Below are 24,650 nucleotides of genomic sequence, written 5' to 3'. Positions count from 1 at the left end.
GAGTTGACGGAGTGTCAGCTTCAGTTCAGCTTGACGACGCCGCCGGTGACGGCGACGGACGGCCCGCCGTCGACGGTGACGCCGGCCCGGCCGGAGAGTTTCAGCTCTCCGGTGGCCTGGAGGGTGAGCCCGCCCTGGGCCTTGACGGTGAGGTCGGCGCCGCTGGAGATCTCCACGCCCCGGCTGCCGCTGATCGAGACCGTGCCGGAGCTGTCGACCACGATCCGGGTCCCGGACGAGTCCAGGGTGATGGTCAACTTGCCGTCCCCGGTGGCGAGTTCGACCTCCGAGCGGGAGTCGTCGTCGGACAGCACCAGGCGGTGCCCCTGCCGCGACACCAGGGCCCGACGCTGGACCGTCCCGGCGGTGTCGTCGACCAGGGAGCCGGCGAGCGGCGGCCGGTCGACGCCGTTGTACAGGCCGCCGACCACGTACGGGGCCCGGACGTCGCCGTGCGCGAAGCCGACCAGCACCTCGTCGCCGACCTCCGGCAGCCAGGCCAGGCCGCGCCCGTCCCCCGCACCCGGCTGGGCCACCCGGGCCCACCAGGACTCGTAGTCGTCGGCGAGCCAGGGGAAGCGCACCTTCACCCGGAACTGGTGCCGCGGGTCGCCGACGTCGGTGACCTCGGCGACGACCAGCCCGTAGACCGGCGGCCCGCCGGCCCGGTGCGCGCCCTTGGTGGCGCCCAGCGAGGCGAGCCCCAGCAGCGAGCGCTCCTGGCGGCCGCTGACGGTGAAGTCCGTGTGGTAGCCGTCCTCGTCGTAGCGGTGCCGGGTGGCGGTCAGCACGTACCGGCCGTCGTGCGGCCAGCCGGCGCAGCCGACCGAGACCGCCGCTCCCGGCACCAGCCGCGGGTCGCCGTACGCGGTGCCCTCGGCCTCGGCGTGCGCGCCGGCGATCTGCTCCGCAACGGCCCCCGCGACCGCGTCGGCCTCGCTCTGGCTGTCGACCGGCCGGTCCACCACCACGAAGGGCGCCGCGTCGAAGATGCCCGCCAGTTCGCCGGGCGTGATGCCGACCGCGGCGCTGGCGGTGGCCGCCGTGGCGCTGCCCAGCACGGCCTGCTTGGCGGCCGGGTCCCAGCCGCGCACCCGGACCTCGCCGACCTGCGCGGAGGCGGTGACCCGTGGGCGGAACCGCAGCAGGTTGCGGCCGAGCACCAGTTCGTCCGGGCCGGGCGGCGTGACCAGGTCCGCCGCGGGCGCGGGCGCGTCACCGCTCGACCGCAACGCGCGCCACTCCAACCTGCCGCCCACCGCGGCCAGTTCGTGCCCGGTCTCCTGGGCCCGGGCGCGCAGGAACTCCCAGTCGGACAGGTTGACCTGGCTGACGTGCGGGTAGACCGGCCCGTCCCGGTCGACCGCGCCGAGCGCCACCCCCGCCTCGCCGGCCACCCGGGAGACGATCTCCGCGTCGGTGGTGTCGCGGAAGCTCCGGGTGCGCCGCCCGCGGCAGAGCCGGTGGCACGGGTCGTAGCCGCGGACCACCACCCAGGTGCCGGTGGCGTCGGTCTCCTGCTCCAGCGCGGTCACCTCTCCCGTGACCAGCGCCGTCATGGTGCCGTCGCCGGCGGCGGTCGCGGCGACGGCGACCTTGCAGCCGAACCGGATCCGGCTGCGGTCGAGGACGTCCCGGCCGTGGTCCTGGAACCGCAGCACGAACATGTCGGGCAGGTGCAGGTGACCGTCGACCACCACCTGCACCAGCGCCGGGACGACGTCCGCGGCCAGCGGCTCACCGTCGACGGTGACCGCCGGCCGGCTCCCGAACCGGCCCTGGGAATCGGCCATCTAACCCACCTCCTCCCCCGCACCCGCCAGCCGGACCGCGTGCGCCCGCGGCGGCAGCAGCAACCGGGTGCCGGGCGGCACCCGGGCCGGGTCCTCGATGCCGTTGGCGATCGCCACCGCCCGCCACAACTGCGGGTCGCCGTACTCCCGGTACGCCACCGAGGCGAGCGTGTCGCCCTGCACGGCGACCACCGCCCGACGGCCGGCGATCCCACCGGACGTCGGGTTGGTGCCCTGCGGGTCGTCCGGGATCGCCTGCAGGGTGACCTCGGCCGTGGCGCGCAGCGGCAGGCCGGTCGCGCCGAACATGGTGTACTCGGCGTCGACCTGCATCACGAAGCCCGTGAAGCGCAGGCCCGCCGCCCAGGCGAAGGTGACCGCGGGCGGCTGCGGGTTCTCGGCGTGCCGGCGGTCCTCGGGCACACAGGTCCAGGCCAGCAACCGGTCGACGCTCTCCTGCACGCTCGCCGGGCCGACCCGCTCCCCCGGCCGGTCCGGGCCCTGGTCGAAGCCGTCGAACAGCAACTTGACGGTCAGTCGCTCCGGCCCGGTCCCCACGAACTGCGGCACCGGGTGGTTGGCCGAGCCGCGCGTCGGCCGCTCGGTCCAGGTGGAGGTCTTGCTGCGCCGGACCGTGGTCGGGTTGAACTGGCAACGGACGGCGGTGCCGTCGGCGCCGGTCAGGCGGGCGCGCTGGATCTGACCACCGATCACGGCGAGAACTCCTTGAAGCCCTGGAAGGAGAGTTCAAGGGTCTCCACCGCGACCGTCTCGCCCTCGGGTGTGGTGGTCAGCCGCGGACCGGTGTACCGGACGGGCAGCGCGCCGACCAGCGTCCAGCGCGCGACGACCTTGCGGTTGCCCGTGTCGTACAACTCGATGACGGCCGTCCGCCGGAACGGGGCCCGCTGCTGCGCGCCGAACCAGGACGCGAGCCGGGCACTGTGCTCGTCCACGTTGCGGTGGAGCTGCACCGGGCGGCAGGAGAGCCGGCCCGGCAGCCTGACCACGGTCGAGTTGTCGCCCCCCTCCGGCCACTCGAACTCCTCGTAGGACGCCTCCATCCCGGAGATGCCGGAGAAGGTGGCGACTTCGACACCGTCGACACGGACCCCGAAGTTCAGGGCGAGGCCGGGCTCGAGTTCCATGGTCCCTCCGGATCGGTCAGTACAGGTCGGTGAGCAGGTGCGCGCGTTCGCGGCCGACCAGGAGGTCGGCCGCGAGGTGACCGGCGAGCCGCGCGTGCAGCCGGGCCGCCAGCCGGTCCAACTCCGCCTCGTCGGACCGCACCGGGACGACGAGAGGAGCGCGGACGGGCTGCGGAACGGGTGCCGGTGGGGCGGGGGCCGGCGGGCCGACGGCCTGATGAGCGGTGGGCGTCGTCCGGACGGGCGCGGCGGAGGGTGGGTGGCCTGCGGCCGAGGTGACGGCGGAGCGGGCATCGGCGGTCGCGTCGAGCGGCGGTGCCGGGAGGCTCGGCGGTGCCGGGCGCGGCGAGGCTGTCGGGGGCGGCGAGGCTGCCGCGAGCACCGCGAACGGCCGGGCGAGGGGAAGGGCGGCGGTCGGGGCGACGGGCAGGGCCGGCGCCCACCCGGCCGGTGCCGGGGCGAACGACGACTCGGTCGGGTCGGCGGGTTCGCCCGGCTCGGCGGCGTCGGGCGGGGCGGCGGCGTCGAGCGGGGCGATCGGGCTGGCGGGCGCGGGCCGCACGGTGCTGGCGGTCGGCAGGATCGGGCGCAGGGACACCAACGGGGCTACCGCGGACGGCCGTTGGGGCCCGTGGCCGGAACCCGGAGCGGCCGGTTCGGTGGACGGGAGGGACGGCGGGCGGGAGACGGACTCGCCGAGGTTCGGCAGCAGCCGGGTGATCGGCAGCACCGACGCCGCGACGGGCCGGACGGCGACCGGACGAGCGGGGGGTTCCGGCGCGAAGGACGGGGCCGGTGCTTCAGGCGCCACGGGGGATGCGGTCGGCGCGGCCGGAACGGGGGATGCGCCCGGTGGTACGGGAGTTGGCGCGGGGAGGGCGGCCACCGCACCTCCGCCGGTCCGGTCCGGCGGCACCGTCCGCCGGACGCGTCGGATGGCCTGATCGGCGGTGGACGGCTGAACGCCTTGCCCGCGAGGGGAGTCGTCCGGGTCAGCGGACACCGCGGTCCTCACGTTCCACTCGTCCGAGGCAGCCTCGCCGAGCGACGGCACGCCCGTGGACGACGTGCGGTCGGACGTGCCGTCAGTCGTGGGGGCGGCGATCGGCCAGGGTGGCGGCGGATCGATGGCATTCGCCGGCTGGGGTGCGGTCGGCCCGGCGAGGGGCGGCCCCAGCCGGGAGCGGCGGCGGACGACGCCACGGCCGAGCGACGCCGGACCGGAAGCCGACGGCCCGAACAGCGAGGCGGGTACCTCGGGAAGACGACCGGCAGCAGCTGCGGCAGCGGCCGAGAGGCCGGTCGAGGCCGCCCCCTCGGTCGGCGCCACCCCATCGGTCGACGGTGCCCCAACGGTCGGGACCATCCCAACGGTCGGGGCCATCCCAACAGCCGATGCCGACACACCAGTTGGGGCCGTTCCCCCGGTGAGGGCCGGGTCGGCGACGGGCTGGGGATCGGGCGCGCCGAGCACGGCTGACAGCAGCGAGATGCCCGCGTGCCCGGCCGTGGCCTCGCCCTCCCCCGGCTGCGGGCCGGTCCTGGGAGCGCTCGGCGGCGCGGCGTCCGGCGTGCCGAGGCCGCGCAGTACAGCCGGCACGGCGGTCAGGTCGGCCGCCGCTCGGGCCACCCGGGCGTCGTAGCCGCGCCCGAGCAGGGGTGCCAGGAGCAGTGGCGACGGCTCCCCCGCTCGGGGCACATCAGCCGACCCGGCCTGAGGTGTCGTCACAAGTCCGCCGTCGTCGCCGAGAAGACGTTCGGCGGTGCGGCCCGACGGACGGGCGTCACGGTCGCCGGGCAGCCACGCACCACCGATGGCCCGGCCCGTCGGGCCCGTGTCACCGCCACCAGGAATGCCTTCGGCCGAGCGGCCCGACGAGCCCGCGTCACGGCGGCCGGGCAACCACCCGCCGCCGAGGAGCCGTTCGACCATCCGGGACGACGGCCGCGCGCCACCGTCGCCCGGCGACTCGGCGGAACGGGCAACCGGGCGTGCGTCAGGCGCGCCGCTCGGCCACTCGCCCGCAGGGCCGCCGAGCGGGGCCACCGCCGTACGCCAGAGCAACCCGGCCGCGCCCGACGGCGTCGCGTCACCCGACGTCGCGTCGACCGCCGCGAGCGGCGCGGCCATCGCCGAGAGCTGCCCGCCGGGCGCGTCCGGGCGCACCTCATGCCCCAATCTCCCGACCATGGTGGGAAGTTGCCAACGACTGGGCAGCGTCCGCGCGAACGTCGCGCTGCCCGCCGTGGCGACCGTGCCGAGCACCGCGCTGGACGCGCCGAGGTCGCGCCAGGCGTCGACCGGACGTGGCACGGCCCCGGAGCGGGCTGCCGAACCGGGAGCAGCAGCGGCTGGGGCGACGGGACGGCGGAACGGCCAGCGCATCCGTCACCAGCCCGGGGGCAGGTCGAGTCGCGGCCGCTGCGCGACCTCGGCCGCGGACTCGCCGAACGCGCCGGAAGCCGCGGCCGACTGCTCGTTCAGCCGTTCGTTGATGGTGCCGATCTGCGCGACGAACTCGCGGCGCAGCGGATGCTCGAGGTCGAGGATTTCGGCCATCGGCCAGTGGAAGTGGTAAGCGACGTACGACACTTCCTCGAGCAGCTGCTGCGTGCCGTACGTCACGATCCCCCCTTGCGGCTCCCGGCGCCCGACAGGTCGGCGGCGAAGTGGTGCGAGCACTCCGGGCACGACACCGCGACCCTGGTGTGGCCCTCGGCGTTGATCCGGCGGTAGAGGTCCTGCAGGAAGGCCAGGTCGGCAGCGAACATCCCCTCGACGACGGCGGGGTTGATGGTGGTGAGCGTGCCCAGCTCGGTGATCACCCGGCTGAGCAGGATCACGGTGAGGTACGCCTCGTTGGCCTGCACCCGCGGGTCCCGGAGCGGCATGATCTCGTCGCGGGCGGTGGCGAGGCGCATCCGGCCCTCCCGGTGGGGCACCCCTTCGTCGTCCAGGTAGCCGACCGGCAGCGTGAACGCGAACTCGGTCCGGATCGCCTCGACCGCTCCGTCGTACGGGGCCGGCATCAGGCGACCTCGATCCGCTCCACGGCGAGCACCACGGTCTCCAGCAGCACCTGTTCGCCGCCCGCGGTCAGCTTGCCGATCTCGACCCGGATCGGCCAGGCGCCGAAGAAGTTGATCCGGTGGATCTCGCTGGCGAAGTCGAAGTCGAGGAGGATGATGGAGCCGTCCTTGCGGGCCTGGCTGATGTGACCCTCCTTCACCTGCTTGATCCAGTTCCAGAACTCCTTGTCGCTGACCTTGCCCCGGGAGAGGTGGATGTCGTCGTACTTCACGGTGCCGGGGAGCTTCTGGAGGACGGGCTGCTGCTTCAGCTGGTTCTGCCGGTTCTCGATCACTCCGATGGACATGCCGATCCCGGAGATCTCCTTGAACTGGGCGATGGCCATCCCGTGGATCTCGATGGCGAAGCAGTAGTTGGCGAGCGGGTCCACGAGCGAGGGCATGGTGCGGTCTCCGTATCTCGGTGTGTCTCGCGGCTACTCGCTGAGCGCGGTGCCGGTGGGCAGTTGGGCCAGGCGGAACACGACGAACTCGGCGGGCTTGACCACCGCGAGGCCGATCTCGCAGACGAGTTGGCCCGCCTCGATCACCTCGCTGGGGTTGAGTTCGTCGTCGCAGCGGACGTAGAAGGCCTGGTCCACCGTGTCGCCGAAGAGCGCGCCGTCCTGCCAGACCCGGAACAGGAACGAGCGGACGGTCCGGATCACCCGTTCCCACAGGTCCTTGTCGTTCGGTTCGAAGACCACCCACTGGGTGCCGGTGAGCAGCGAGGACTCGACGTAGTTGTACAGGCGGCGGACGTTGACGTACCGCCAGCTCGGGTCGCTGGAGAGCGTCCGCCCGCCCCAGATCCGGATGCCGCGGCCCGGGAAGGCGCGGACGCAGTTGATCCCGACCGGGTTCAGCAGGTCGTGCTCGGCGCGGGTAAGGTCGCTCTGCAGGCCGAGGACGCCGCGCACCACCTCGTTGGCGGGCGCCTTGTGCACGCCGCGGGTGGCGTCGTTGCGCGCCCACACCCCGGCCACGTGGCCGCACGGCGGGATCGGCGTGGTGGCACCCGAGACCGGGTCGTGCACCTTGATCCACGGCCAGTACAGCGCGGCGAACCTGGAGTCGTAGCCGGCCTCGTGCATCCGCCAGTCGTGGACCTGCTGCGGCGTCAGGTCGGGCAGTGGGTCGAGGACCGCCATCCGGTTGCCCATCAGCTCGCAGTGGTCGATCATGCCGGTCTGGACGGCGCGCACGCCCTCGCGGTCGATCAGCCCGGCCCGGTAGGCGGCCATCAGGTCGGGGACGCACACCATGGTGATGGTCTCGATCGACTCCAGGCCGCCGAAGCCGGTCCGGTCGGCGGAGTCGCCGACGTAGTCCCGGGCCCGCGGCGCGACCTGCTGCGCGACCGGCGCGGTGAGCGCCACGGTCGCGTTGGCGGGCCGCCGCCGGGACGGCTCCGCGGCGCTCTCGGCCAACCGGACGAGCTGCGAGGCGGCGTTCACCTGCGTGACCACGTTCTGCCGGCCCCGCCGGGTGCCGACCGCTTCGTACACCTCCTCGCGGCCGCCTCCGCGGACCACCAGCCGGAAGCTGTCCTCGGGCGATCCCTCCGGCGGGTCGGCGACCTCGACCGTGATCGCCCCGGACGCGGCCTCGGCGCTGACGGCGGTGACCGTGTACGCGGCCACCGCCAGGTCCGTGGCCGCCGGCAGCTCGGCCCGCGGCGGCTCCGGCCGGCCGGCGTCGAGCACGGGGCTGCCGATCCGCACCACGTAGGCCTGGCCACCGCCGTTGAGGAAGTAGCCGTAGACGGCGTGCGCGAGGTACGACCCCGGGACCGGCTCGCCGAAGGTGTCCGTGAACTGGGACCAGTTGGTGACCAGGGTGGGCTGGTGCAGCGGTCCGTCCGAGGCGAGGCCGACGAACGCGGCGACCGCCGTCCCGACGCCCTCGATCGGCCGGACCCCGGCCTCCAGCTCCTGGACGTAGACGCCGGGCGATTGGTAGTTGGGCACGGCGATCAGCCCTCCATCGACGCGTCGGGCTGGTAGTCGAGGTACGGGTCCGCCTCGACCGGGACGGGCTCCGCGCCGCCACCCGCCTCGGGGACGACCTCCGACGACCCGGGCTGGTCGACGATGGCCCCGCCGTCGGCGAAGCTCTCGACGACGGGACCGCCGAGCAGCGGGTCGTCGCCGGCGAACGCGAACGCGTCGTGGCCCGGTTCGAGACCGAAGGCGTCCCCACCGTGGTCGCCGCCACCGACGTCGAACAGCTCGGCGCTCTCCAGCAGGTTGCTGTTGTGGTCGCCGCCGAAGACGTTGTTCCCGCCCTCGATGATGACCGTCCCCTCGAAGATCACATTGCCGTGCCCGTCCCCGTGGCCACCCGCCGGAAGACCCCCACCACCACCGGGCTCACCACCCCCGTGATGACCCCCGGGCGGCTGGTGCCCGGGCGAGCCGTGGTGGCTGCCGCCGCTGGTGTGGCTGACCGAGGTGTTGTGACTGTCAGACGTCGACAGGTTGTGACTGTCGCTCGTCGACGTGTTGTGGCTGTCGGACGTCGACAGGTTGTGGCTGTCGGCCGTGTTGTGACTGTCGTTGTGGCTGTCACTGTCCGAGCGGTTGTGGCTGTCGTTGTGACTGTCGTTGTGGCTGTCGTTGTGACTGTCCGACGTGTTGTGGCTGTCGGCCGTGTTGTGGCTGTCCGAGGTGTTGTGACTGTCAGCGGTGTTGTGGCTGTCGTTGTGGCTGTCGGCCGTGTTGTGACTGTCGTTGTGACTGTCCGAGGTGTTGTGGCTGTCGTTCACGATGACGGTGCTGCCGGGTGCGGCGTTGATCGTGGTGCCGCCCCCGCCCCCGCCCGCGGCCGGGTGGTCTCCCCCGCCGTGGTCACCGTGGCCGAGCCCGAGCGCCGGGTCCACGACCTCACGGACCGCGTCGATGCCCTCCTCGACCTTCCTCACGACCTCGCGCACCGTGTCCACGCCGGGAATCAGGTGCTCGATCCCGCCGAGAATGCTGTCGTCTTCGTCGCTCATGGCGTGCTTCCTCCAGGTACGGGGGGCTGCGGTTGGGCCGCCGGCCGGGCGCCCGCGGTCTCGGTGGCGGAGACGGCACGGGACCGGTCGGCGCCGGGCACCGGCGCCATCCGCAGTTCGGGCTCCCGGCGCACCGGGGCGGCGAGCGGCAGGACGGTGGGCGGGGCCAGCGGTACCGTGACCGAGAACTCGAAGCCGCCCTTGAGCTCGCCGCCCAGGTTCAGGAACATTCCTCGCTTGTGGCCGCTGTCGACCGACACCAGTACCTCGTAGGGGAGTTCGGCCAGTCCGGGCGGCAGCAGCTCGCGGGGAAGGGCCGTCAGCGAGCTGAAGCACTTCAGTACGGCCGCCAGGATCCGGTGCTCGACCAGGACGTTCGGCGCCGCCCACACGGTCGCCGTGTAGTGCAGGTCGAAGCGTGCCGGGGGTTTCTGACGCCCGGTCAGCACGCCGTCGGGGTTCCGGACCTCTTCGAACATGACGTCGCGTCGGCCGGTGTTCTCCTTGATGTCGAAGAGGAAGAAGTTCACCGTCGGTCCCTTGAGGCCCTGGATCCACGGCCGGTTGGGCGGATCGAAGGCGATGCCGATCGGCGAGCCCGCCAGCGCTCTGGCCTTCGCCGTGGCGGCGATCGCCTGGTCCGTCTCGTAGATCACACCGTCGAGCATGCGGCGGAAGCCGGCGCAGCGGAACGGACTGCCAGGCGGCCGAAGTTCCCCTTCCGGCTGCCCTTTCGGGAAGCCGGAAGTCCGGCGCTCAGCCCGTCATGCCCCCGTCGCCGTACCCGCCGTCCCCGTACCCGCCGTCCCCGTAGGCACCGTCCCCGTACCCGCCGCCGTCGTATCCGCTGTCCTCGCTCGCGTACATGGCCTCCCCAGGCTCCGCCGGGTCCGGTGCCAGGTCCGGCGCGCCGGGCTGCTCGCCCGGCAGGTCGGACGGCAGCAGCAGCGGGTCGAGGTGGAACGGGTCGGGGTTGAGGTGGAACGGGTCGGGGTCGGGGGCGAGATGGAACGGATCGAGGTGGAACGGGTCGGGGTGGGTGGCCTGTTGGATCGCCCGGTCCAGCGGGTTGTGCTCCGGGTCGAACGGCGTGGTGCCGTCCGGGGTGCCGCCGTCGGGCAGGTGCCACTCGTCGCTGTTCGAGGTGTCGCCCCACGGCGTGGTGACGGTGACGCTCACGTGGCCGGCCGAGTCGACGCGGGGTGTGAGGCCCACGTCCGGGCCGGGCGGCGATTCGGGGCCGACCCCGGGGTGGGCGTGCGGGTCGTCGAACGGGCCGGGGTCTGCGGTGTCGTCGGGCATCGGCATCTCCTGTACGCGCTACGGCCGGCGGGCTCCCAGTGTTCGGCGCCCAGCCTTCAGCGGCGGGCGGCCGCGGGCCAGAGTCGTTCGCGCAGTTCGCCGGGGGGCTCGCGTTGCCCGCAAGGGCAGCCGGACGGACCGTCCCGACGGCCCCGAGGGCTGCCCGGCGCACTCTGCCCCGGTCGGCTCGCCCGGGCCTACCGTCCATCAGCGTGGGAGCCAATGCAGCGTTGACACCTGCCTCCGTGCCGGTTCTGCCGGGCAGCGAGGCCACGGCGGAGATCTCCGTCACCAACACCGGTCCCGTCGTCGATTCCTTCACCCTCGAAGTGCTCGGCCCGGCGGGGGCGTGGGCCTCCTGCGAGCCGGAGTCCCTGTCGCTCTTCCCGGGGCAGAGCGGTACCGCGCGGGTGCTGTTCCGGCCGCCGCCCGGTTCGGCGGTGCCGCTGGGACGGGTGGTGTACGCGGTCCGGGTGCGTTCCGCCGAGGACCCGGCCGGGTCCGTGGTCGAGGAGGGTGCGGTCGACGTCGGCGCCCTGCCGGTCGTGCAGGCCGAGCTGTCGCCGCGCACCGGCCGGGCCCGCGGGCGGCGCACCAGCCGGCACCGGGTCGCGGTGGACAACCTGGGCAACGCACCCGTGGTGGTCCAGCTGATCGGGCGCGACGAGGACGACGTCGTGGACGTGGTGTGCGACCCGCCGGAGCTCGAAGTCGGCCCCGACAGCGCCGTGTTCGCCAAGGTCCGGGTGCGTGGCCGGCACCGGTTCTGGACCGGTGCGTCGCAGACGCACCGGTTCCAGGTCCTCGCCCAGCCGCCCGGGGCCGCGCCGGTGGCGATGCGCGGCACGCTGCTGCAGGAGGCGGTGCTGCCGCGGTGGCTGCCGAAGGCCCTGCTGGCGCTGGCCGCCGCAGCCGTCGCGCTGGCGGTGCTCTGGTTCACCGTGCTGAGCCCCGTGGTCAAGAGCGCGGCGACCGACGCCGGTGCCGAGGCGGCCCACCAGGAGCTCAACAAGGCGCTGCAGAGCGCCCAGCAGGGTTCCGGTGGTGGCGCCGGGTCTGGATCCGGTTCCGGGTCCGGCAAGGGCACCGGGACGAGTCCGTCGCCGAGCAGCGGCGCGTCGTCATCCTCCGCGCCTTCGCCCTCGCCGGTGATCGCGCTTCCGCCGCCGGTGCCGCTCGCGGTCGAGCTGGACAGTCACACCACCAGCGTCACCGCCGCCGCGAAGCACCAACTCTCCATCACCGACCTGGTGTTGCAGAACCCGGCGGGCGACAAGGGGTCGCTGACCATCAGTGTGGGCGGCAAGGTGCTGCTCAACACCAGGTTGAACAACTTCCGCGACTACGACCTGCCGTTCGTGACCCCGATCGCGGTGGCGGCGGGGCAGACCCTGCAGCTCAAGATCGGCTGCGAGAACCCCGGAGGCGCACCGTGCACGCCCGCAGTGCTGGTCAACGGCACCGACGCCACCACGGCGTTCTGACCGCGGTGCGGCTCAGGCCGGGCCGGGGGGCGGCGCTGGCCCTCGCCCTCGCCCTGGCGGGCCCGCTGTCGGGGCCGTCGGCGTCCGCGGTCGCCGCGGGGCCGGTCTACTCCCTGGTCCCGAACCCGTACATGCTCGTCGGCACCGATCTGAGCGGAGTGACCGTCAGCCTGTACGAGAGCGGCGGGGTGCCGGAGCCGGAGGGCAGCACGGCGCGGGTGTACCTGAACGGCGTGGACATCGGGCCGATGACGCTCTCCTACCCGGGCAACGGGAAGTCCGGGTCGACGACGCTGCACGCGACGGGCGTCTGCGGCACCAACACCGTCACCGTCGGCTCCCTCCGGCAGCCGCTCGCCTCCACCCGGCTGACCGTGCTGTGTCCCACGCTCGGGGTGAAGCCCGGCGTGGTCTACCCGGGCGACCTGCCCTCCTGGTTCTTCCTCACGGTCCAGGGCTTCGACAGCGGCGAGGGCAGCTCCCGGGTGCAGATCCTGCTGGACGGCGTGGCGCAACAGGTGACCTCCGGCGACGCCCTGGCCTTCAGGGCCGCCCCGTCCTGCGGTCCGCACCAGGTCAGGGCCGTCCAGCAGATCGCGGCCGGCCCGGTGACCGCGGACTCCACGATCACGGTCCGCTGCGGGCGGATCGTGCTCGACCCGGCCACCGTCGCCAAGTCCGCCGAGCCGACCGGCACGGTCGTGTCGGGGCAGGAGTTCCCACCGAACGTGCGGGTGCGGCTCGCGATCGACGGGGCGGCCGGGCCCGCGGCCGCCACCGACGGTCAGGGCGGTTTCACCGCGAAGCTGCCGGTGGCCGGCCTGGACTGCGGCCCGCACCAGGTGACGGCCACCGCGGACGGCGCGATCCCGACCACGGCCACCGCCCAACTCACCGTCGACGGCTGCCCGCCCGCGGCCGGCGCCTCGCTGACGGTCGATCCGGACGTCCTCGTCCCGGGCCTGCTCACCCACGCCACCGGACAGGGGTTCGCCCCGGGTCAGCAGCTGGTGCTGAGCTGGCAGACGCCGGACGGCGGCGCGCTGATCGGCGAGACCGAGGTCACGGCCGGGCCGGACGGCAGCGTCGACGCCTGGTGCATGGCGATGCCGCACGACCTGGTCGGTGCCCGGAAGCTGGTCGCGACGGCGAGCACCGCGCCGGGCACGGTGCTCACCTCCGCCGACCTGGTGGTGGACACGGCGGGCATGGAACCGACCGCCGGCAGCCACCTGGTGTTCCGCCGATGAAGCGTCAAGTCCCTTGGCAGGGAACTCAGATGAGGCCTTCGCGCAGCGCGTACGCCACCGCGTGGGGCCGGTTGCGCAACTGCAGCCGGACCATGACGTCGTGCAGGATGTTCTTGACGGTCCGTTCGGAGTACGACAGCGTCCGGGCGATCTCGGCCGTGTCGTGACCGTCGGCGACCAGGCGCAGGACGGCGACCTCACGCTGGGCGAGGCCGGTGAAGGCCAGTCCGCGCGGGTTGAGCACCTGCCGCTGCAGGCGGCCGACCTGTTCGAGCAGCCGGCCGAGCAGGTCGGCCGGCACGGTTCCGTCGCCGCGGGCGGCGGCGGTGATGGCCTCCACCAGCCGGTCCGGGGTGGCCTCGGAGCGCCGGACGATCCCGACCGCTCCGCACTCGATCGCCGTACCGAGGTCCGCCGCGTCGACCTCGGCGGCCACCAGGACGATCCGGGCCGCGAGGCCGGCCTGCCGGACCTGGCGCAGCGCCCGGACGCCCTCCTCCCGGGTGTTGTCGACCACGGCGACCACGACGTCCGCCTCGGCCCGGCCGGCGTCGGTGAGGACCCGGAGTTCCGGGCGTACCTTGAGTTGGCCGGCGACGCCGGCCTGCGAGATGGGATCCGTCGCGAAGACCGATACCCGGACACGATCCACCGGCACCCCCCGATGACGGGCCGCCGGATCGCCGCACGGACCCGGCAGCCTGTGGACACCGCGGACCGTGCCGCGGCTTTCGTTGCGTGAATTGTCGGGGCCCGCGCCCGGCTCGGCATCCGTAATGGACTACGGAGCCCGCCCCGGAGCACTACGCAGGTCGGGACAACTACCCACACAGGTCGACGAGTTGATCGCGGCGGGTGATGCCGAGCTTGCCGTAGGCGTGCGCGAGGTGGGATTCGACGGTGCGGACCGAGGAGCCGAGCAGTTCGGCGATCTCCCGGTTGGAGCGTCCGGCCGCGGCCAGCCGCACCACCTCGTGCTCGCGCGGGGTCAGGCCGGTGGCGACGGTGCGCTCGGCGATCACCGGGCTGAGCGCGCCCTGACACGCCACCAGGTGGCCGGCGGCGGCCGAACCGGACGCGGTGGCCCGGGCGGGCGATCCCTGCCGCCGGTGGGCGTCGGCGGCCTCGGTCGCGGTCTCGGCCGCCAGCAGCCGGGCGCCGAGGGCGGCGAAGAGCCGGGAGACGGCGTCCAGGCGGTGGCCGTCGCCGCTGTCGCGGGCGGCCGCGTGCGCCAGGCAGGCGTCGGCCAGCGGGCCGGCCGCCAGGGCGGCCGCCGCCTCCAGCCGGGTCCGGGCGGCCCGGTCCGCGCCGAGCCGCAGCGCGTCGTGCGCGGCGGTCAGCGCGATGGTGTGCAGGCCCTGGGCGGTGGCGGTGTCGGCGGTGTCGAGGGCGAGCCGGCGGGCGTCGGCGGTCCGGCCGTGGGCGGCGGCCACCCAGGCCCGGCCCAGCTCGACCTGGAGGACCCAGGCGCGTCGGGCCGGGTGCTCGGCCTGCTCGGCGGCCTCCTGCGCGGCGGCCGCCTCGGCCGCCATCGGCCGCCGGTGCTCCGGGTCCGGGGTGAGGGCGAGCGTGCGGGCGAGGGTCGACCAGGCGAGGCCGGCGCAGCCGGTCCGCTCCGAGCTGTCGAGCAGGGTGACCGCCTCCTCCAGCCAGCCCCTGGCCTCGATCACCCGGCCCGCGTCGAGGGCGATCAGACCGAGCAGTTGGGCGGCGGCGCCGACCGTGACCCGCAGGCCGCGGTGGCTGGTCTCCAGGTAGGTCTGCCGGGCCAGTCGCCGGGCCTCGGCCAGCCGGGACGCGGCGCGCAGCGCGGCCGCCACGGCGAGCGCCAGGTCGGCGGCCGCCTCGGGTCCGTCGGGGAGGTCGGGTGGGAGGTCGCCGTGGGCGTTCACCAGGGCGAGGCACCGCTCGCCCTCCGTCAGGGCCTGCTGGATACGCCCGGTGACGGCCAGCGCGGCGACGGCGGTGCGGTGCATCCGGATCCGGCTGGCCGGGCCGGACGGCGCGGCGAGCACCTCCTCGGCGGCGGCGACGGCCTCCGGGGCCCGGCCGGCGCCGTACTCGACGGCGGCGCGCAGCGCCTGGAGCTCCTGGCGGTGGTCCGCGGACGCGACCTGCCGCTCGGCCGCGAGCAGGACGGCCACCGCGGCGGCGGGCTCGCCGCGTCCCCAGCACGCCGCGGTGGCCCGGGCCCGGGCCAGCCGGACCCGTTCGGTGTCGGATCCGACCAGCGGGTCGAGGCGGGCGAGTACCTGCGCGGCCTCGGCGGTGCGGCCCTGCCGTCCGAGCGTCTCGCCGAGCAGCAGGCCGGCCGCGAGCGAGTCGGGTGCGGCCCGGACGGCGGCGCGGGCGAGCCGTTCGGCGCGCAGCGGGTCCGCGCCGGTCAGCTCGCGCTGCGCGGCGGCGAGCCAGAACGCCGGGTCGACGTCGGCGCCGCCGTCGCCGACCGTGAGCTGCCAGCCGGCGATGGCGAGCGGGTCGGTGGCACGGCGGGCGCCCTTGGCCCGGACGGCGTCGATGAGGGTGCGGCAGATCTGGTCGGCGCGCAGGCGCGGGGTGGCGGCGCGCAGCAGCTCGGCGTCGAGCGGGCGGCGCAGCCGTACCTCGCGGCGCCGGTCCGCCGCGTCGACCCGGATCAGCCGGCGGCCTTCCAGGGCGACCAGGTCGGCGTCGGGCACCAGGTCCTGAAGCAGCCGGGCGCCGAGCGTCTCGCCGTGGGCGAGCAGTTCGAGGACGGTGCGGGTGGCCGGGTCGAGTCCGGCGAGCCGGGCCGTGACCAGCTCGCCGAGGCGGGAGTCGGGCGTGACGGTGCCGCGCCAGGACCAGGCCGCGCCGCAGCGTTCCAGCGTGCCGTCGCGGACGGCGTCGTGGACCAGTTCGCGCAGCGTGACGAGGTCGCCGTCGCAGAGCCGGTGCATCCGGTCCAGGGTGTCGCCGTCGACCGGTGCGCCCAGCGCGTCGGCGAGCAGGGCCGCGAGGCCGTCCCGTGGGAGGGGTGCCAGGTCGATCCGGGGCAGGGTCTCGTCCCGCCAGAGCGCCCGCACGGGTTCGGGGGCCGGTTCCTCGGTGCAGACGGTGAGCAGGACGGCGGCGATCTCCTGGGCGGCGGCGTGCCGGATGACCAGGGCGGAGTCGTGGTCGAGCAGGTGGGCGTCGTCGACCACGAGGAGGCGTCGCCCGATCTCGGCCCGCTCGGCGAGCCGCAGCACCGCCTCGCCCACGGTCTGCGGCGGCCGGTCGGCCGCGGAGCCCGCGGCCGGGCCGGGCAGGCCGGCGAACGCGGCGAGCGGTACGGCGGTCGTGGTCGCGGAGGCCACCAGCCGGTCGACGGCTGCGCCCCGGCGCTGCGCGGCGGCGACCAGCTCCCGCGCGAGCCGGGTCCGTCCCACGCCGCGCGGCCCGGCCAGCACGAGGCCGCCGCCCTCCAACGCGGCCGCGCCCGACCGGAGTTCGTCCGCCCGTCCGACCAGCGCGGGCACTCCCCCCGGCCCCCCGTTCCAGCAGGACGCTCCCGCGCCCGGCTTCGACCCCGCCATCGCGACCCCTTCCCCCTGTGACCGCTCCCGCTGTCGGGTTGTGCCCGCAGCCCGGTCCCGGCATCCCCGGTCGAGGACACCTGCGCGCCGCGGAGCCACTGCCGCGCACCAGCCTGCCTGCCCGCCACCCGCACGACGTCCCCGCCGGGTCACCGTTCCGCCACAGACCGTCATCCCCCGGGGGAGCGCAGCGCAGCCGGCTCAGCCCGCATCGCGGGCCGTCCACTCCACCGCTCCGCGAGTGCGCGCTTCGCTACCGCTTGGTGAAGTAGCCGAAGACGTCGGCGATGACGTCGGTGCTGCCCACGTGGTTGAAGACGTCGAACCTGCCGTCGGTGCCGAGCGGGGTGACGACGTGGTTCGGGACGGTCTTCCCGGCCGTGAAGTTGACGTTGCTGGTGCCGGGGCGGGGGGCGCCGTGGGCCCAGACGGTGAGGTAGCTGTCGTCCTGGGAGTTGGTGCTGGTGACGTTCAGCACGGCGGCGGTGGCACCGGCCGGGGCACCGGCCGAGGCGGTGAGGGTGGAGAAGGGGCCGAGCTTGGCGGGGTCGGCGCCTTGGCGGGTGTCGACGGCCCGTCATGGCGGACCGGCTCCACCCTTTCGACACTGCCCCCGGGTCGCCGCCGGTGTCGTCGGCGGGCGCAACCCGAGGGCGTGGACGGTCTGGACTTGCTCCGACAGCCGCGGACCGGTCGGTTGGGCAGGTTCGGACGCCGGAGCGCGGTTCGTCAGATTGCGCCCGCAGCGCGCAGTCATCGGGTCAGCGGCCCCGGCCATCGGTCCCTACCGGTACCTTCTGGGCAGGGGACGGACGAAGTGGGGTGGGCAGTGGACGCGTTGGGGCCGGGCGACCCGCGGCGGGTCGGCGAGTACCGGCTGCTGCGGCGGCTGGGCGCGGGCGGCATGGGCGAGGTCTACCTCGGTCGCAGCCCGGGCGGGCGGACCGTGGCGGTCAAACTGGTCCGCGGTGAGTACGCGGCCGACCAGGAGTTCCGCGACCGCTTCCGCCAGGAGGTGGCCGCGGCTCGCCGGGTCGGCGGGCAGTGGACGGCGCCGGTGCTGGACGCCGACACCGAGGGCGAGCACCCGTGGGTCGCCACCGGGTACGTCGCCGGGCCGCCGCTGAGCGAGGCGGTCCGCGAGTTCGGCCCGCTGCCGCTGGCCGTCGTCCGGGCGCTCGGCGCGGGGCTGGGCGAGACGCTGGCGCACGTGCACGGCACGGGCCTGGTCCACCGGGACATCAAACCGTCCAACATCCTGCTCGCCCTGGACGGGCCGCGCCTGATCGACTTCGGCATCGCACGCGCGCTGGACGCGGCCACCGCCCTGACCCGCTCGGGGTACGTGGTCGGCTCGCCGGGCTTCATGTCCCCGGAGCAGGCCAACGGCCGCCAGGCCGGGCCGCCGGGCGACGTCTTCTCGCTCGGCGCGGTGCTCGCATTCGCCGCCACCGGGATCGCCCCGTTCGGTGAGGGCGTGAGCGCGGCCGTGCTGCTCTACCGGGTGCTGCACGAGGCGCCCGACCTCGGCGGGCTGGACGGCGCGCTGCGCGCGGTGATCCTGGACTGCCTCGCCAAGGAGCCGGAGGACCGGCCCGACCCCACCGAGCTGCGCCGCCGCCTGACCGCCGCCGGCCCGGGCACGGTCCGGCTCGGCCAGCGCGGTTGGCTGCCCACGGCCGTCTCCGAGTCGGTCGGCCGGCTCGCCGTCGAGCTCCTCGCCCTGGACGTCGAGCCCGCCGACGCGGTCCCGGCACACCCGCCGACCGTCACCGACGGCACCGCACCCGCCGAACAGCCGCCGGGTGAACAGCCGCCGGGTGAGCAGCCGGTGGTGCTCGGCACGCCGACCGCACCGCACGGCCCGTCAGGCCGCCGGACCCTGCCGATCGTCCTCGCCTCGGCCGTCGCGGTGGCCGCGACCGCCGGCGGGATCACGCTCTGGCTCACCCACGACACCGCCGCCCCCGCGGGCAACGGCGGACCCACCGCTGCCGCGCCGCCGGCCTCCCCCAGCCCGTCGCCCTCGCCGACCCCCAGCCCCTCGCCGTCCCCCAGCCCGTCCCCGACCAGTCTGGTGCCGGCGGCCTTCCTCGGCGTCTGGCAGGGCGACGTCCACCAGGTCGACAAGGACACCCAGGGCAAGTACCGGATCCAGTTCTCCCCCGGCAACCCCGGCGCCAACGTCGGCCGCGCCTCCACCACCTGGGAGACCACCGGCGTCCCCTGCGGCGCCGTGGACGAGCTCGCCTCGGTCAGCGGCAACACGGTCACCGTCCTGGAGACCACCACCTCGATCAGCGCGAGCTGCGCCGGCGACGTGGCCCTGAAGATCGTCTTCACCCTCACCGACGACGGCCACCTGATCGCCCGGCAGGACGGGTTCGACGACGTCCACATGTCCCGCCAGCAGTGACCGCCGTCAGGCCGGGCGGGGTGGATTTCCCACTCAGCTTCCAGTTCGGCGGATCGCACCACTGAACGGCCGGAACCCGACCCCGGGAAGGCTCATCGTCAGGCGAGTCCCGCCCGCTCCAGCGCCTCGACGCCCGTGCGCAGGGCGGTGATCCGCTCGTCGAGGGTGAAGCCGCTGGGGGCGAGGGTGAGGGTGGTGACGCCGGCGTCGGCGTAGGCGTGCATGCGGTCGGCGATCCGGGCGGTGTCGCCGAGCAGGGCGGTGGCGTCGATGAAGTCGTGCGGGACGGCGGCGGCGGCGCCGGCCTTGTCGCGGGCCAGGTACCGCTCCTGCACCTCGTCCGCGGCCTGCTCGAAGCCCATCCGCCGCATCAGCTGGTTGTAGAAGTTCTTCTCCTTGCTGCCCATGCCGCCGATGTACAGCGCCGCGTAGTCGCGCAGCGTGTTCGCGGCGGCCGCCACGTCGTCCCCGACGGCGATGTTGACGGTGGGGCAGAGGTCGAAGCCGTCCAGCGTCCGGCCGGCCTTGGCGCGGCCGGCGGCCAGCGCGTCGACGGAGAGCGCGGCGTGCTCGGGGGCGAAGAACAGGCCGAGCCAGCCGTCGGCGATCTCGCCGGTGAGTTCGAGGTTCTTCGGGCCCATCGAGGCGATGTACAGCGGGATGTGCTCGCGCACCGGGTGGACGGTCAGCTTGAGCGGCTTGCCGGGCCCGCCGGGCAGCGGCAGGGTCCAGTGCGCGCCGTCGTGGGAGAGCCGCTCGCGGGACATCGCCTTGCGGATGATCTCCACGTACTCGCGGGTGCGGGCCAGCGGCTTGTCGAACTTGACGCCGTACCAGCCCTCGGAGACCTGCGGGCCGGAGACGCCGAGGCCGAGCCGGAACCGGCCGCCGGAGAGGGTGTCCAGGGTGGCGGCGGTCATCGCGGTCATCGCGGGGGTGCGGGCCGGGATCTGGAAGATCGCCGAGCCGACGTCGATCCGCTCGGTCTTCGCGGCCACGTAGGAGAGCACGGTGGCGGCGTCCGAGCCGTACGCCTCGGCGGCCCAGCAGACCGCGTAGCCGAGCCGGTCGGCCTCCTGGGCGACCGCGATGTTGTCGGCGTCCATGCCGAGGCCCCAGTAGCCGAGATTGATCCCGAGTCGCATCTGCCCAAGCCTTCCAGTCGGGTGGTTCGGCGAGCGTAGCCCTGCCGCCGCCCGCCACGCTACTGGCCGGTAGTGGTGCGCCGCGTCACGCCCTCCGACGGCCGACACGACGCCGCGCGGGGCGTCCCCGGCGGCGGGGCCATTCGCCGCTACCCTTCGTCCACGTGGGGGCCGCCGGTCCCGACCTGCGTGTTTCCAGCCGACGGAGGGTCCGATGGAACAGCGACAGCTCGGCCGGACGGGCCTGCGGGTCTCCCGGCTCGGCCTGGGCACCCTGACCTGGGGCCGGGACACCGACGAGCACGAGGCCGCCGAGCAGCTCAAGGCCTTCGTCGACGCCGGCGGCACCCTGGTCGACACCGCCGACGTGTACGCCGACGGCGGCGCCGAGTACCTGCTCTCCCGGCTGACGGACAGTCTGATCCCGCGCTCCGAACTGGTCATCGCCACCAAGGCGGGCCTGCGGACCGGCGCGGGCCGCCGCCAGGACGCCTCCCGCGGCCACCTGCTGAACGCCCTGGACGCCTCGCTGCGCCGCCTGGGCACCGACCACGTCGACCTGTGGCAGGTGCAGGCGTACGACCCGGCCACGCCCACCGAGGAGACCCTGCACGCGCTGGACCTTGCGGTCTCCTCGGGCCGCGCCCGGTACGTCGGGGTCTGCCAGTACAGCGGCTGGCAGCTCGCCAAGTCCGCGGCCCGCCAGCACGCCTCCCCGGGCCGCAGCCCGCTGGCCTCCGTACAGCTGGAGTACTCGCTGCTGCAGCGCGGCATCGAACGCGAGGCGCTGCCCGCCGCGCTGGACGCCGGGGTCGGTCTGCTGGCCTGCTCGCCGCTCGGCCGGGGCGTGCTGACCGGCAAGTACCGGCACGGCGTGCCGCCGGAGTCCCGCGGGGCGTCGCCGCACCTGGCCGGCTCGGTGCAGCCGTACCTGGGCGAGACGTCCCGGCGGATCGTCGACGCGCTGGCCACCGCCGCGGACGGCCTGGCGTCCATCCCGCTGAAGGTCGCCCTCGCCTGGGTCCGCGACCGCCCCGGCGTCTGCGCCACCCTGCTCGGCGCGCGCACCGCCGCCCAGCTGCAGTCATCGCTGTCGGTCGAGGCCCTTACGCTTCCGGGTGAGATCCGCGCTGCGCTGGACGACGTGTCGGCCCCGGTGCACCGCTACCCGGACCAGGACTGGACGGAGCTGTAACCGTCCGGCCGTCGAAGGAGCCTGCCGCATGACCACCCCTGGGGAGACCCCGGCCGCCGACCAGCACGCCGGGACGGTCGCCGCCCTCGCCGAAGCCATCCGCGCGGTCGGCCAGCCGCCCGCCGGCCAGGCGCCCGCTGACGGCCCGTCGACCCCCGCCCCGCGCAGCGGCGGCCCGGCCGACGACGCGCAGCGGCGGGCCGCCCGGGCAGCGGTCGAGGAGGTGCTCGCCGCGGGCGGCGCCCCCGCGCAGCTCGCCCCGGTCGCGGTCGCCGAACTCGGCGAGGGCGCGGCCGAGCTGCTGCGCGAGGACCCGTGGGCGGTGCTGTCGCTGCCGGGCGTCCGGCCCGAGCACGCCGACGGCTTCGCCCGCGGACTGCTCGGCGCCGAGGCCACCCCCGGCGACCCGCGCCGCGCCCAGGCCCTGGTCGCCTGGCTGCTGGAGCAGGCCGCGCTGCGCGGCCACTCCGCCCAGGAGCTCGGCGAGGTCACCGAGGCGCTGAGCGCCCAGCACGTCCCGGACCCGGCGGGCGCCCTGCAGGCCGTCCTGGAGGACGGGCGGGTGATGCCGTTCCAGGAGGAGCTGCCCCTCCCGCCCGGCAGCCACGACGAGGACGAGGAGCCGCCGGTCCGCACCCTGCTGGCCCTGGAGCGGCTGGCGCTGGCCGAGGAGAGCCTCGGCGAGGGCCTGGTCCGCCTCGCCTCCACCTTCGCCCCCGGCGAGGACGACACGGAACCGGCGGACGGCCACCCCGACGAAGACGCCGAGGACGCCGAGGACTCCGAGGACGCCGCTGACGGGCCGTCAGCCGCCGACGACCGCTCCGCCGAACTCCTCGCCCCCGTCCAGCCCGGCCCCGCCGCCTGGGCGGCGGCCGCCGCCGCCGCGCCGTCCAAGTCCGCCCAGGAGCTGATCCGCACGGCGGCCGACAGCGGCCTCACCCTGCACACCGGCGGCGAGGCCGCCCGGGCCGAGCCGGCCGCGCTGCTGCACGCCGCCGCGGGGCTGGGCCTGCGGGTGTGGGGCGCCACCTGGACCGGCCAGGGCGGCGAGGCCCTCGCCGGGCTGCTGCCGGACGGCTCCCCCGCCGCGGGCCGGATCGGCGCCCTCGCCGAACTGCTGTACGGCACGGCCGTCCCGCGCGCCGCGGACGGCACCCTCGCGCTGGACCTGCTGGTGGTGCTGGACGCCCCGCTGCTGGACGTGGAGACCGCCGCGACCCTGCTGGAGGCGCTCGCCGACGGCACCCGGCTGGTGCTCAGCGGCGACCCGGGCGGCCTGTGGTCCGCAGGTCCCGGCCGGTTCTTCGCCGACCTGCTGGCCGCCAGGTCCGGGCCCGCGGTGGCGTCCCGGACACCGGACTTCGGCCCGATCGGCGAGCTGGTCTCCGGGATCGGCATCGGCGAGCTGCTGCCGGTGGACGCCCCGGACAAGGAGGTGGTGATCCTCACCGCCAAGGACGGCGGCGAGGCGGTGCACCGGGCCGTACAGCTGCTCACCGACTCCATCCCGCGGGCGCTGTCCATCCCGGCCGAGCAGACCGTGCTGCTCACGCCCGGCCACGCCGGCCCGGCCGGCACCCGGGCGCTGAACGCGGCCGCCAAGGCCCGGCTGAACCCCGGCCCGGGCCGGTTCGGCGGCTTCGACCCGGGCGACCGGGTGGTGCACTCCCCCGCGCTGGGCGTCAACCTGCCCGGCCGGGTGCTGGACGGCGACGCGAGCGGCCTGCACGTCGAGCTGGCGGACGGCGGGCGCCTGACGCTGAGCCCGGCGCAGGCGGCGAAGCTGCGGCACGGCTGGGCGGTGACGGCCCATCAGGCGGTCGGCCGGCGCTGGCCCGCGGTGGTCGTGGTGCTGCCGGAGGACGCCGCGGCGCAGCTCACCCGGCAGTGGGTGTACTCGGCGTTCGGCCGCGCCGAGCGGCACCTGTCGGTGGTGCACGCGGCGGGCCCGGCGCTGGCCCAGGCGGTCGCCGAGCGGCCCGCCCGGCCGCGGACCACCCGGCTGCGGGCGGTCCTCACCGAGCAGTAGCGGCACACAGGACCCGCGGGACGCGCGGAAGGGCCCGGGAGGCGGTCTCCCGGGCCCTTCCGCGTGTCGGTGCCGGTCAGAGCTCGTCGAGCTCGTCGTCGTAGACCTCGCTGACGTCGAAGCGGCAGATCAGCAGCTCGGGGTCGGCGCCGTCGAAGGGTTCGGGCAGCCACTCGCCGGGCTCGGCCGGTTCGGCGGCCGAGACCCAGAGCGTGGAGTCGCCCTCCTCCAGGCCGAACTCCTCGGCCCGCGCGGCGATCTCGTCCGGTTCGTACTCCCCGAACAGCACCCCGATCGCGGCCGTCACCGCGCCGCCCTCGTCGCCGCCGCCCGGGGTGAGCGAGTCGTCGACCCGCTCGGCCTGGGCCCGCAGGCGCTTGGGATCGGCGACCAGGTAGTCGCGGCGGATCAGCACGCTGATCGCCTCGGGCTGGTCGGGACCCTGGTAGCCGGTCCCGGACTCGTCGCCCGGGACCTCGAACGGGGTGACCTCGTCGTAGACCTCGTACAGGATCTGGTCGTAGGCGATGGCCGCCGCCGCGAGCTCCTCGTAGGCGTGGACGACGACCGGATCGCCGGGCTCGGTGGAGCTGGAGACGGCCTGCAGGTGGCGGTCGATGGCGGCCTTGACCGCCTCTGCGGCGGCCCGTACCTCGGTGATGGTCAGCTGCGCGGCATCAGACATGGTGCAGACGCTATCTCCACACGGCTCCGACACGCACAGCGGTTGTCACCTACAGCCGCTAAATCCGGGCAAGTTCACCCCCGATGTCCGATCCGGGTGGTTCTGCGCCCGGAATTTTCCGGGGTCGCCGGTGGATTTCCGGGGGCGCGCGGGCGGGGAGCCCCGGGTCGGCGGGCCGCGGTGCACCCGTGGTCGGGGCGGTGCGCGCATCCGATCGGGCCCGACGGGGTATCCCTGTCCGGGAGGGAAAACTGATTGACGGTCAGGTCGACCGGGCGGAAGGCTCGTCGCCGTCGCGGGGACCGACCGTGCCCGAACCGGTCGGCTGTCTGCGGCGCGCCGTAGGCTTGCAGGCAGCACAGCAGCGGAGGAGACGCCTTGATCCCTACCAAGCCGGTCCGGCAGCCGGAGTACGAGTACCAGTCCCTGCGACTCCCGCGCGGCACCACCCGCAACGCCGCGCGCCAGCTCCTCACCGAGCACGCCGAGTACGGGCACTGGGAACTCGACCGCCTCCGGCTCGATCCGGACGGCACCCGCACGGTCCGGCTGAAGCGGCGGATCATCCGGCAGCCCCGCGGCGGCTGGTAGGCCCCG

Annotated in this window: 22 protein-coding genes; 6 read left to right on the top strand and 16 right to left on the bottom strand. The window is 75.0% G+C overall.

Annotated elements, in window-relative coordinates:
• Window positions 1-20: 20 nt before the first annotated feature.
• From AB0K51_RS01285 to AB0K51_RS01235, 11 genes are all read right to left on the bottom strand, one after another.
• Window positions 21-1,793: a VgrG-related protein gene (locus AB0K51_RS01285; RefSeq protein ID WP_363449138.1), complete on the bottom strand. Its 1,773-nt coding sequence runs from the start codon at window positions 1,791-1,793 to the stop codon at window positions 21-23.
• Window positions 1,794-2,507 (bottom strand): peptidase M23, encoded by a 714-nt coding sequence (locus tag AB0K51_RS01280; protein WP_363449136.1) that lies wholly within the window; start codon window positions 2,505-2,507, stop codon window positions 1,794-1,796.
• A complete protein-coding gene (locus AB0K51_RS01275) occupies window positions 2,504-2,941 on the bottom strand; it encodes a phage tail protein (protein ID WP_363449134.1) in 438 nt (145 codons plus the stop codon). Before AB0K51_RS01275 ends, AB0K51_RS01280 begins: the two co-directional genes overlap by 4 nt.
• Before the next feature lie 16 nt (window positions 2,942-2,957).
• Window positions 2,958-3,752 carry a hypothetical protein gene (locus AB0K51_RS01270; RefSeq protein WP_363449132.1) on the bottom strand — a complete coding sequence of 265 codons (795 nt, stop codon included), beginning with the start codon at window positions 3,750-3,752 and terminating at the stop codon, window positions 2,958-2,960.
• Between the two features lie 1,578 nt (window positions 3,753-5,330).
• Window positions 5,331-5,567: a DUF6760 family protein gene (locus tag AB0K51_RS01265; RefSeq protein ID WP_363449130.1), complete on the bottom strand. Its 237-nt coding sequence runs from the start codon at window positions 5,565-5,567 to the stop codon at window positions 5,331-5,333.
• Entirely contained in the window at window positions 5,564-5,971 is a 408-nt protein-coding gene (locus tag AB0K51_RS01260; RefSeq protein ID WP_363449128.1) for a hypothetical protein, read from the bottom strand. Before AB0K51_RS01260 ends, AB0K51_RS01265 begins: the two co-directional genes overlap by 4 nt.
• Window positions 5,971-6,414: a phage tail protein gene (locus AB0K51_RS01255; RefSeq protein ID WP_363449126.1), complete on the bottom strand. Its 444-nt coding sequence runs from the start codon at window positions 6,412-6,414 to the stop codon at window positions 5,971-5,973. The genes AB0K51_RS01260 and AB0K51_RS01255 overlap by 1 nt, the downstream gene beginning before the upstream one ends.
• Before the next feature lie 33 nt (window positions 6,415-6,447).
• Complete coding sequence (locus AB0K51_RS01250; RefSeq protein ID WP_363449124.1) at window positions 6,448-7,980, bottom strand: phage tail sheath subtilisin-like domain-containing protein; 1,533 nt, start codon at window positions 7,978-7,980, stop codon at window positions 6,448-6,450.
• Between the two features lie 5 nt (window positions 7,981-7,985).
• Window positions 7,986-9,008 (bottom strand): hypothetical protein, encoded by a 1,023-nt coding sequence (locus AB0K51_RS01245; protein WP_363449122.1) that lies wholly within the window; start codon window positions 9,006-9,008, stop codon window positions 7,986-7,988.
• The gene (locus tag AB0K51_RS01240; protein WP_363449120.1) at window positions 9,005-9,664 is read right to left on the bottom strand and encodes a Pvc16 family protein; all 660 of its coding nucleotides are present in this window, start codon (window positions 9,662-9,664) and stop codon (window positions 9,005-9,007) included. The genes AB0K51_RS01245 and AB0K51_RS01240 overlap by 4 nt, the downstream gene beginning before the upstream one ends.
• A 100-nt stretch (window positions 9,665-9,764) precedes the next feature.
• On the bottom strand, window positions 9,765-10,310 hold the full coding sequence (locus tag AB0K51_RS01235) for a hypothetical protein (RefSeq protein ID WP_363449118.1): 546 nt from the start codon (window positions 10,308-10,310) through the stop codon (window positions 9,765-9,767).
• A 245-nt stretch (window positions 10,311-10,555) separates the two neighbouring features.
• Between AB0K51_RS01235 and AB0K51_RS01230 the strand changes: the two genes are divergently transcribed.
• Complete coding sequence (locus tag AB0K51_RS01230; RefSeq protein ID WP_363449116.1) at window positions 10,556-11,794, top strand: hypothetical protein; 1,239 nt, start codon at window positions 10,556-10,558, stop codon at window positions 11,792-11,794.
• Window positions 11,795-11,799: 5 nt separating this feature from the next.
• The gene (locus tag AB0K51_RS01225) at window positions 11,800-13,044 is read left to right on the top strand and encodes a hypothetical protein (protein ID WP_363449114.1); all 1,245 of its coding nucleotides are present in this window, start codon (window positions 11,800-11,802) and stop codon (window positions 13,042-13,044) included.
• Window positions 13,045-13,069: 25 nt separating this feature from the next.
• Here the strand turns inward: AB0K51_RS01225 and AB0K51_RS01220 are convergent, their stop codons facing one another.
• The 3 genes from AB0K51_RS01220 to AB0K51_RS01210 all read right to left on the bottom strand — a co-directional run bounded on the left by AB0K51_RS01220 (window position 13,070) and on the right by AB0K51_RS01210 (window position 17,058).
• Complete coding sequence (locus AB0K51_RS01220; RefSeq protein WP_363449112.1) at window positions 13,070-13,702, bottom strand: response regulator transcription factor; 633 nt, start codon at window positions 13,700-13,702, stop codon at window positions 13,070-13,072.
• A gap of 163 nt (window positions 13,703-13,865) precedes the next feature.
• Complete coding sequence (locus AB0K51_RS01215; RefSeq protein ID WP_363449110.1) at window positions 13,866-16,580, bottom strand: LuxR family transcriptional regulator; 2,715 nt, start codon at window positions 16,578-16,580, stop codon at window positions 13,866-13,868.
• A 253-nt stretch (window positions 16,581-16,833) separates the two neighbouring features.
• Window positions 16,834-17,058, bottom strand: a complete 225-nt coding sequence (locus AB0K51_RS01210; protein ID WP_363449108.1) for a hypothetical protein — start codon at window positions 17,056-17,058, stop codon at window positions 16,834-16,836.
• Between the two features lie 339 nt (window positions 17,059-17,397).
• On the opposite strand from AB0K51_RS01210, the gene AB0K51_RS01205 reads away from it, so the two are divergent.
• Window positions 17,398-18,996 (top strand): serine/threonine-protein kinase, encoded by a 1,599-nt coding sequence (locus tag AB0K51_RS01205; protein WP_363449106.1) that lies wholly within the window; start codon window positions 17,398-17,400, stop codon window positions 18,994-18,996.
• Window positions 18,997-19,094: 98 nt separating this feature from the next.
• Here the strand turns inward: AB0K51_RS01205 and AB0K51_RS01200 are convergent, their stop codons facing one another.
• Window positions 19,095-20,141 carry an LLM class F420-dependent oxidoreductase gene (locus AB0K51_RS01200; protein ID WP_363449104.1) on the bottom strand — a complete coding sequence of 349 codons (1,047 nt, stop codon included), beginning with the start codon at window positions 20,139-20,141 and terminating at the stop codon, window positions 19,095-19,097.
• Window positions 20,142-20,355: 214 nt separating this feature from the next.
• Between AB0K51_RS01200 and AB0K51_RS01195 the strand changes: the two genes are divergently transcribed.
• Together AB0K51_RS01195 and AB0K51_RS01190 are read left to right on the top strand one after the other, a co-directional pair.
• Window positions 20,356-21,336 carry an aldo/keto reductase gene (locus AB0K51_RS01195; protein WP_363449102.1) on the top strand — a complete coding sequence of 327 codons (981 nt, stop codon included), beginning with the start codon at window positions 20,356-20,358 and terminating at the stop codon, window positions 21,334-21,336.
• A 28-nt stretch (window positions 21,337-21,364) separates the two neighbouring features.
• Window positions 21,365-23,368 carry a helix-hairpin-helix domain-containing protein gene (locus AB0K51_RS01190; protein WP_363449100.1) on the top strand — a complete coding sequence of 668 codons (2,004 nt, stop codon included), beginning with the start codon at window positions 21,365-21,367 and terminating at the stop codon, window positions 23,366-23,368.
• 76 nt (window positions 23,369-23,444) lie between these two features.
• Here AB0K51_RS01190 and AB0K51_RS01185 read toward each other — a convergent pair whose 3' ends face one another.
• Window positions 23,445-24,053 (bottom strand): hypothetical protein, encoded by a 609-nt coding sequence (locus tag AB0K51_RS01185; RefSeq protein ID WP_363449098.1) that lies wholly within the window; start codon window positions 24,051-24,053, stop codon window positions 23,445-23,447.
• Between the two features lie 381 nt (window positions 24,054-24,434).
• On the opposite strand from AB0K51_RS01185, the gene AB0K51_RS01180 reads away from it, so the two are divergent.
• Window positions 24,435-24,644 carry a DUF5703 family protein gene (locus AB0K51_RS01180; protein ID WP_363449344.1) on the top strand — a complete coding sequence of 70 codons (210 nt, stop codon included), beginning with the start codon at window positions 24,435-24,437 and terminating at the stop codon, window positions 24,642-24,644.
• The last annotated feature ends 6 nt before the right edge of the window (window positions 24,645-24,650 follow it).

It is taken from the genome of Kitasatospora sp. NPDC049285, from assembly GCF_040678815.1.
GTDB lineage: Bacteria > Actinomycetota > Actinomycetes > Streptomycetales > Streptomycetaceae > Kitasatospora.
Note: the sequence above shows the minus strand (reverse complement) of the source record. Positions and strands in the feature narration are given on the sequence as shown.

Excerpts from the sequence above, each read along its gene's own strand:
- AB0K51_RS01235 (WP_363449118.1), bottom strand. The coding sequence starts at position 10,310 with ATGCCCGACGACACCGCAGACCCCGGCCCGTTCGACGACCCGCACGCC.
- AB0K51_RS01275 (WP_363449134.1), bottom strand. The coding sequence starts at position 2,941 with ATGGAACTCGAGCCCGGCCTCGCCCTGAACTTCGGGGTCCGTGTCGAC.
- AB0K51_RS01200 (WP_363449104.1), bottom strand. The coding sequence starts at position 20,141 with ATGCGACTCGGGATCAATCTCGGCTACTGGGGCCTCGGCATGGACGCC.
- AB0K51_RS01190 (WP_363449100.1), top strand. The coding sequence starts at position 21,365 with ATGACCACCCCTGGGGAGACCCCGGCCGCCGACCAGCACGCCGGGACG.
- AB0K51_RS01215 (WP_363449110.1), bottom strand. The coding sequence starts at position 16,580 with ATGGCGGGGTCGAAGCCGGGCGCGGGAGCGTCCTGCTGGAACGGGGGG.
- AB0K51_RS01245 (WP_363449122.1), bottom strand. The coding sequence starts at position 9,008 with ATGAGCGACGAAGACGACAGCATTCTCGGCGGGATCGAGCACCTGATT.
- AB0K51_RS01255 (WP_363449126.1), bottom strand. The coding sequence starts at position 6,414 with ATGCCCTCGCTCGTGGACCCGCTCGCCAACTACTGCTTCGCCATCGAG.
- AB0K51_RS01260 (WP_363449128.1), bottom strand. The coding sequence starts at position 5,971 with ATGCCGGCCCCGTACGACGGAGCGGTCGAGGCGATCCGGACCGAGTTC.
- AB0K51_RS01195 (WP_363449102.1), top strand. The coding sequence starts at position 20,356 with ATGGAACAGCGACAGCTCGGCCGGACGGGCCTGCGGGTCTCCCGGCTC.
- AB0K51_RS01185 (WP_363449098.1), bottom strand. The coding sequence starts at position 24,053 with ATGTCTGATGCCGCGCAGCTGACCATCACCGAGGTACGGGCCGCCGCA.
- AB0K51_RS01285 (WP_363449138.1), bottom strand. The coding sequence starts at position 1,793 with ATGGCCGATTCCCAGGGCCGGTTCGGGAGCCGGCCGGCGGTCACCGTC.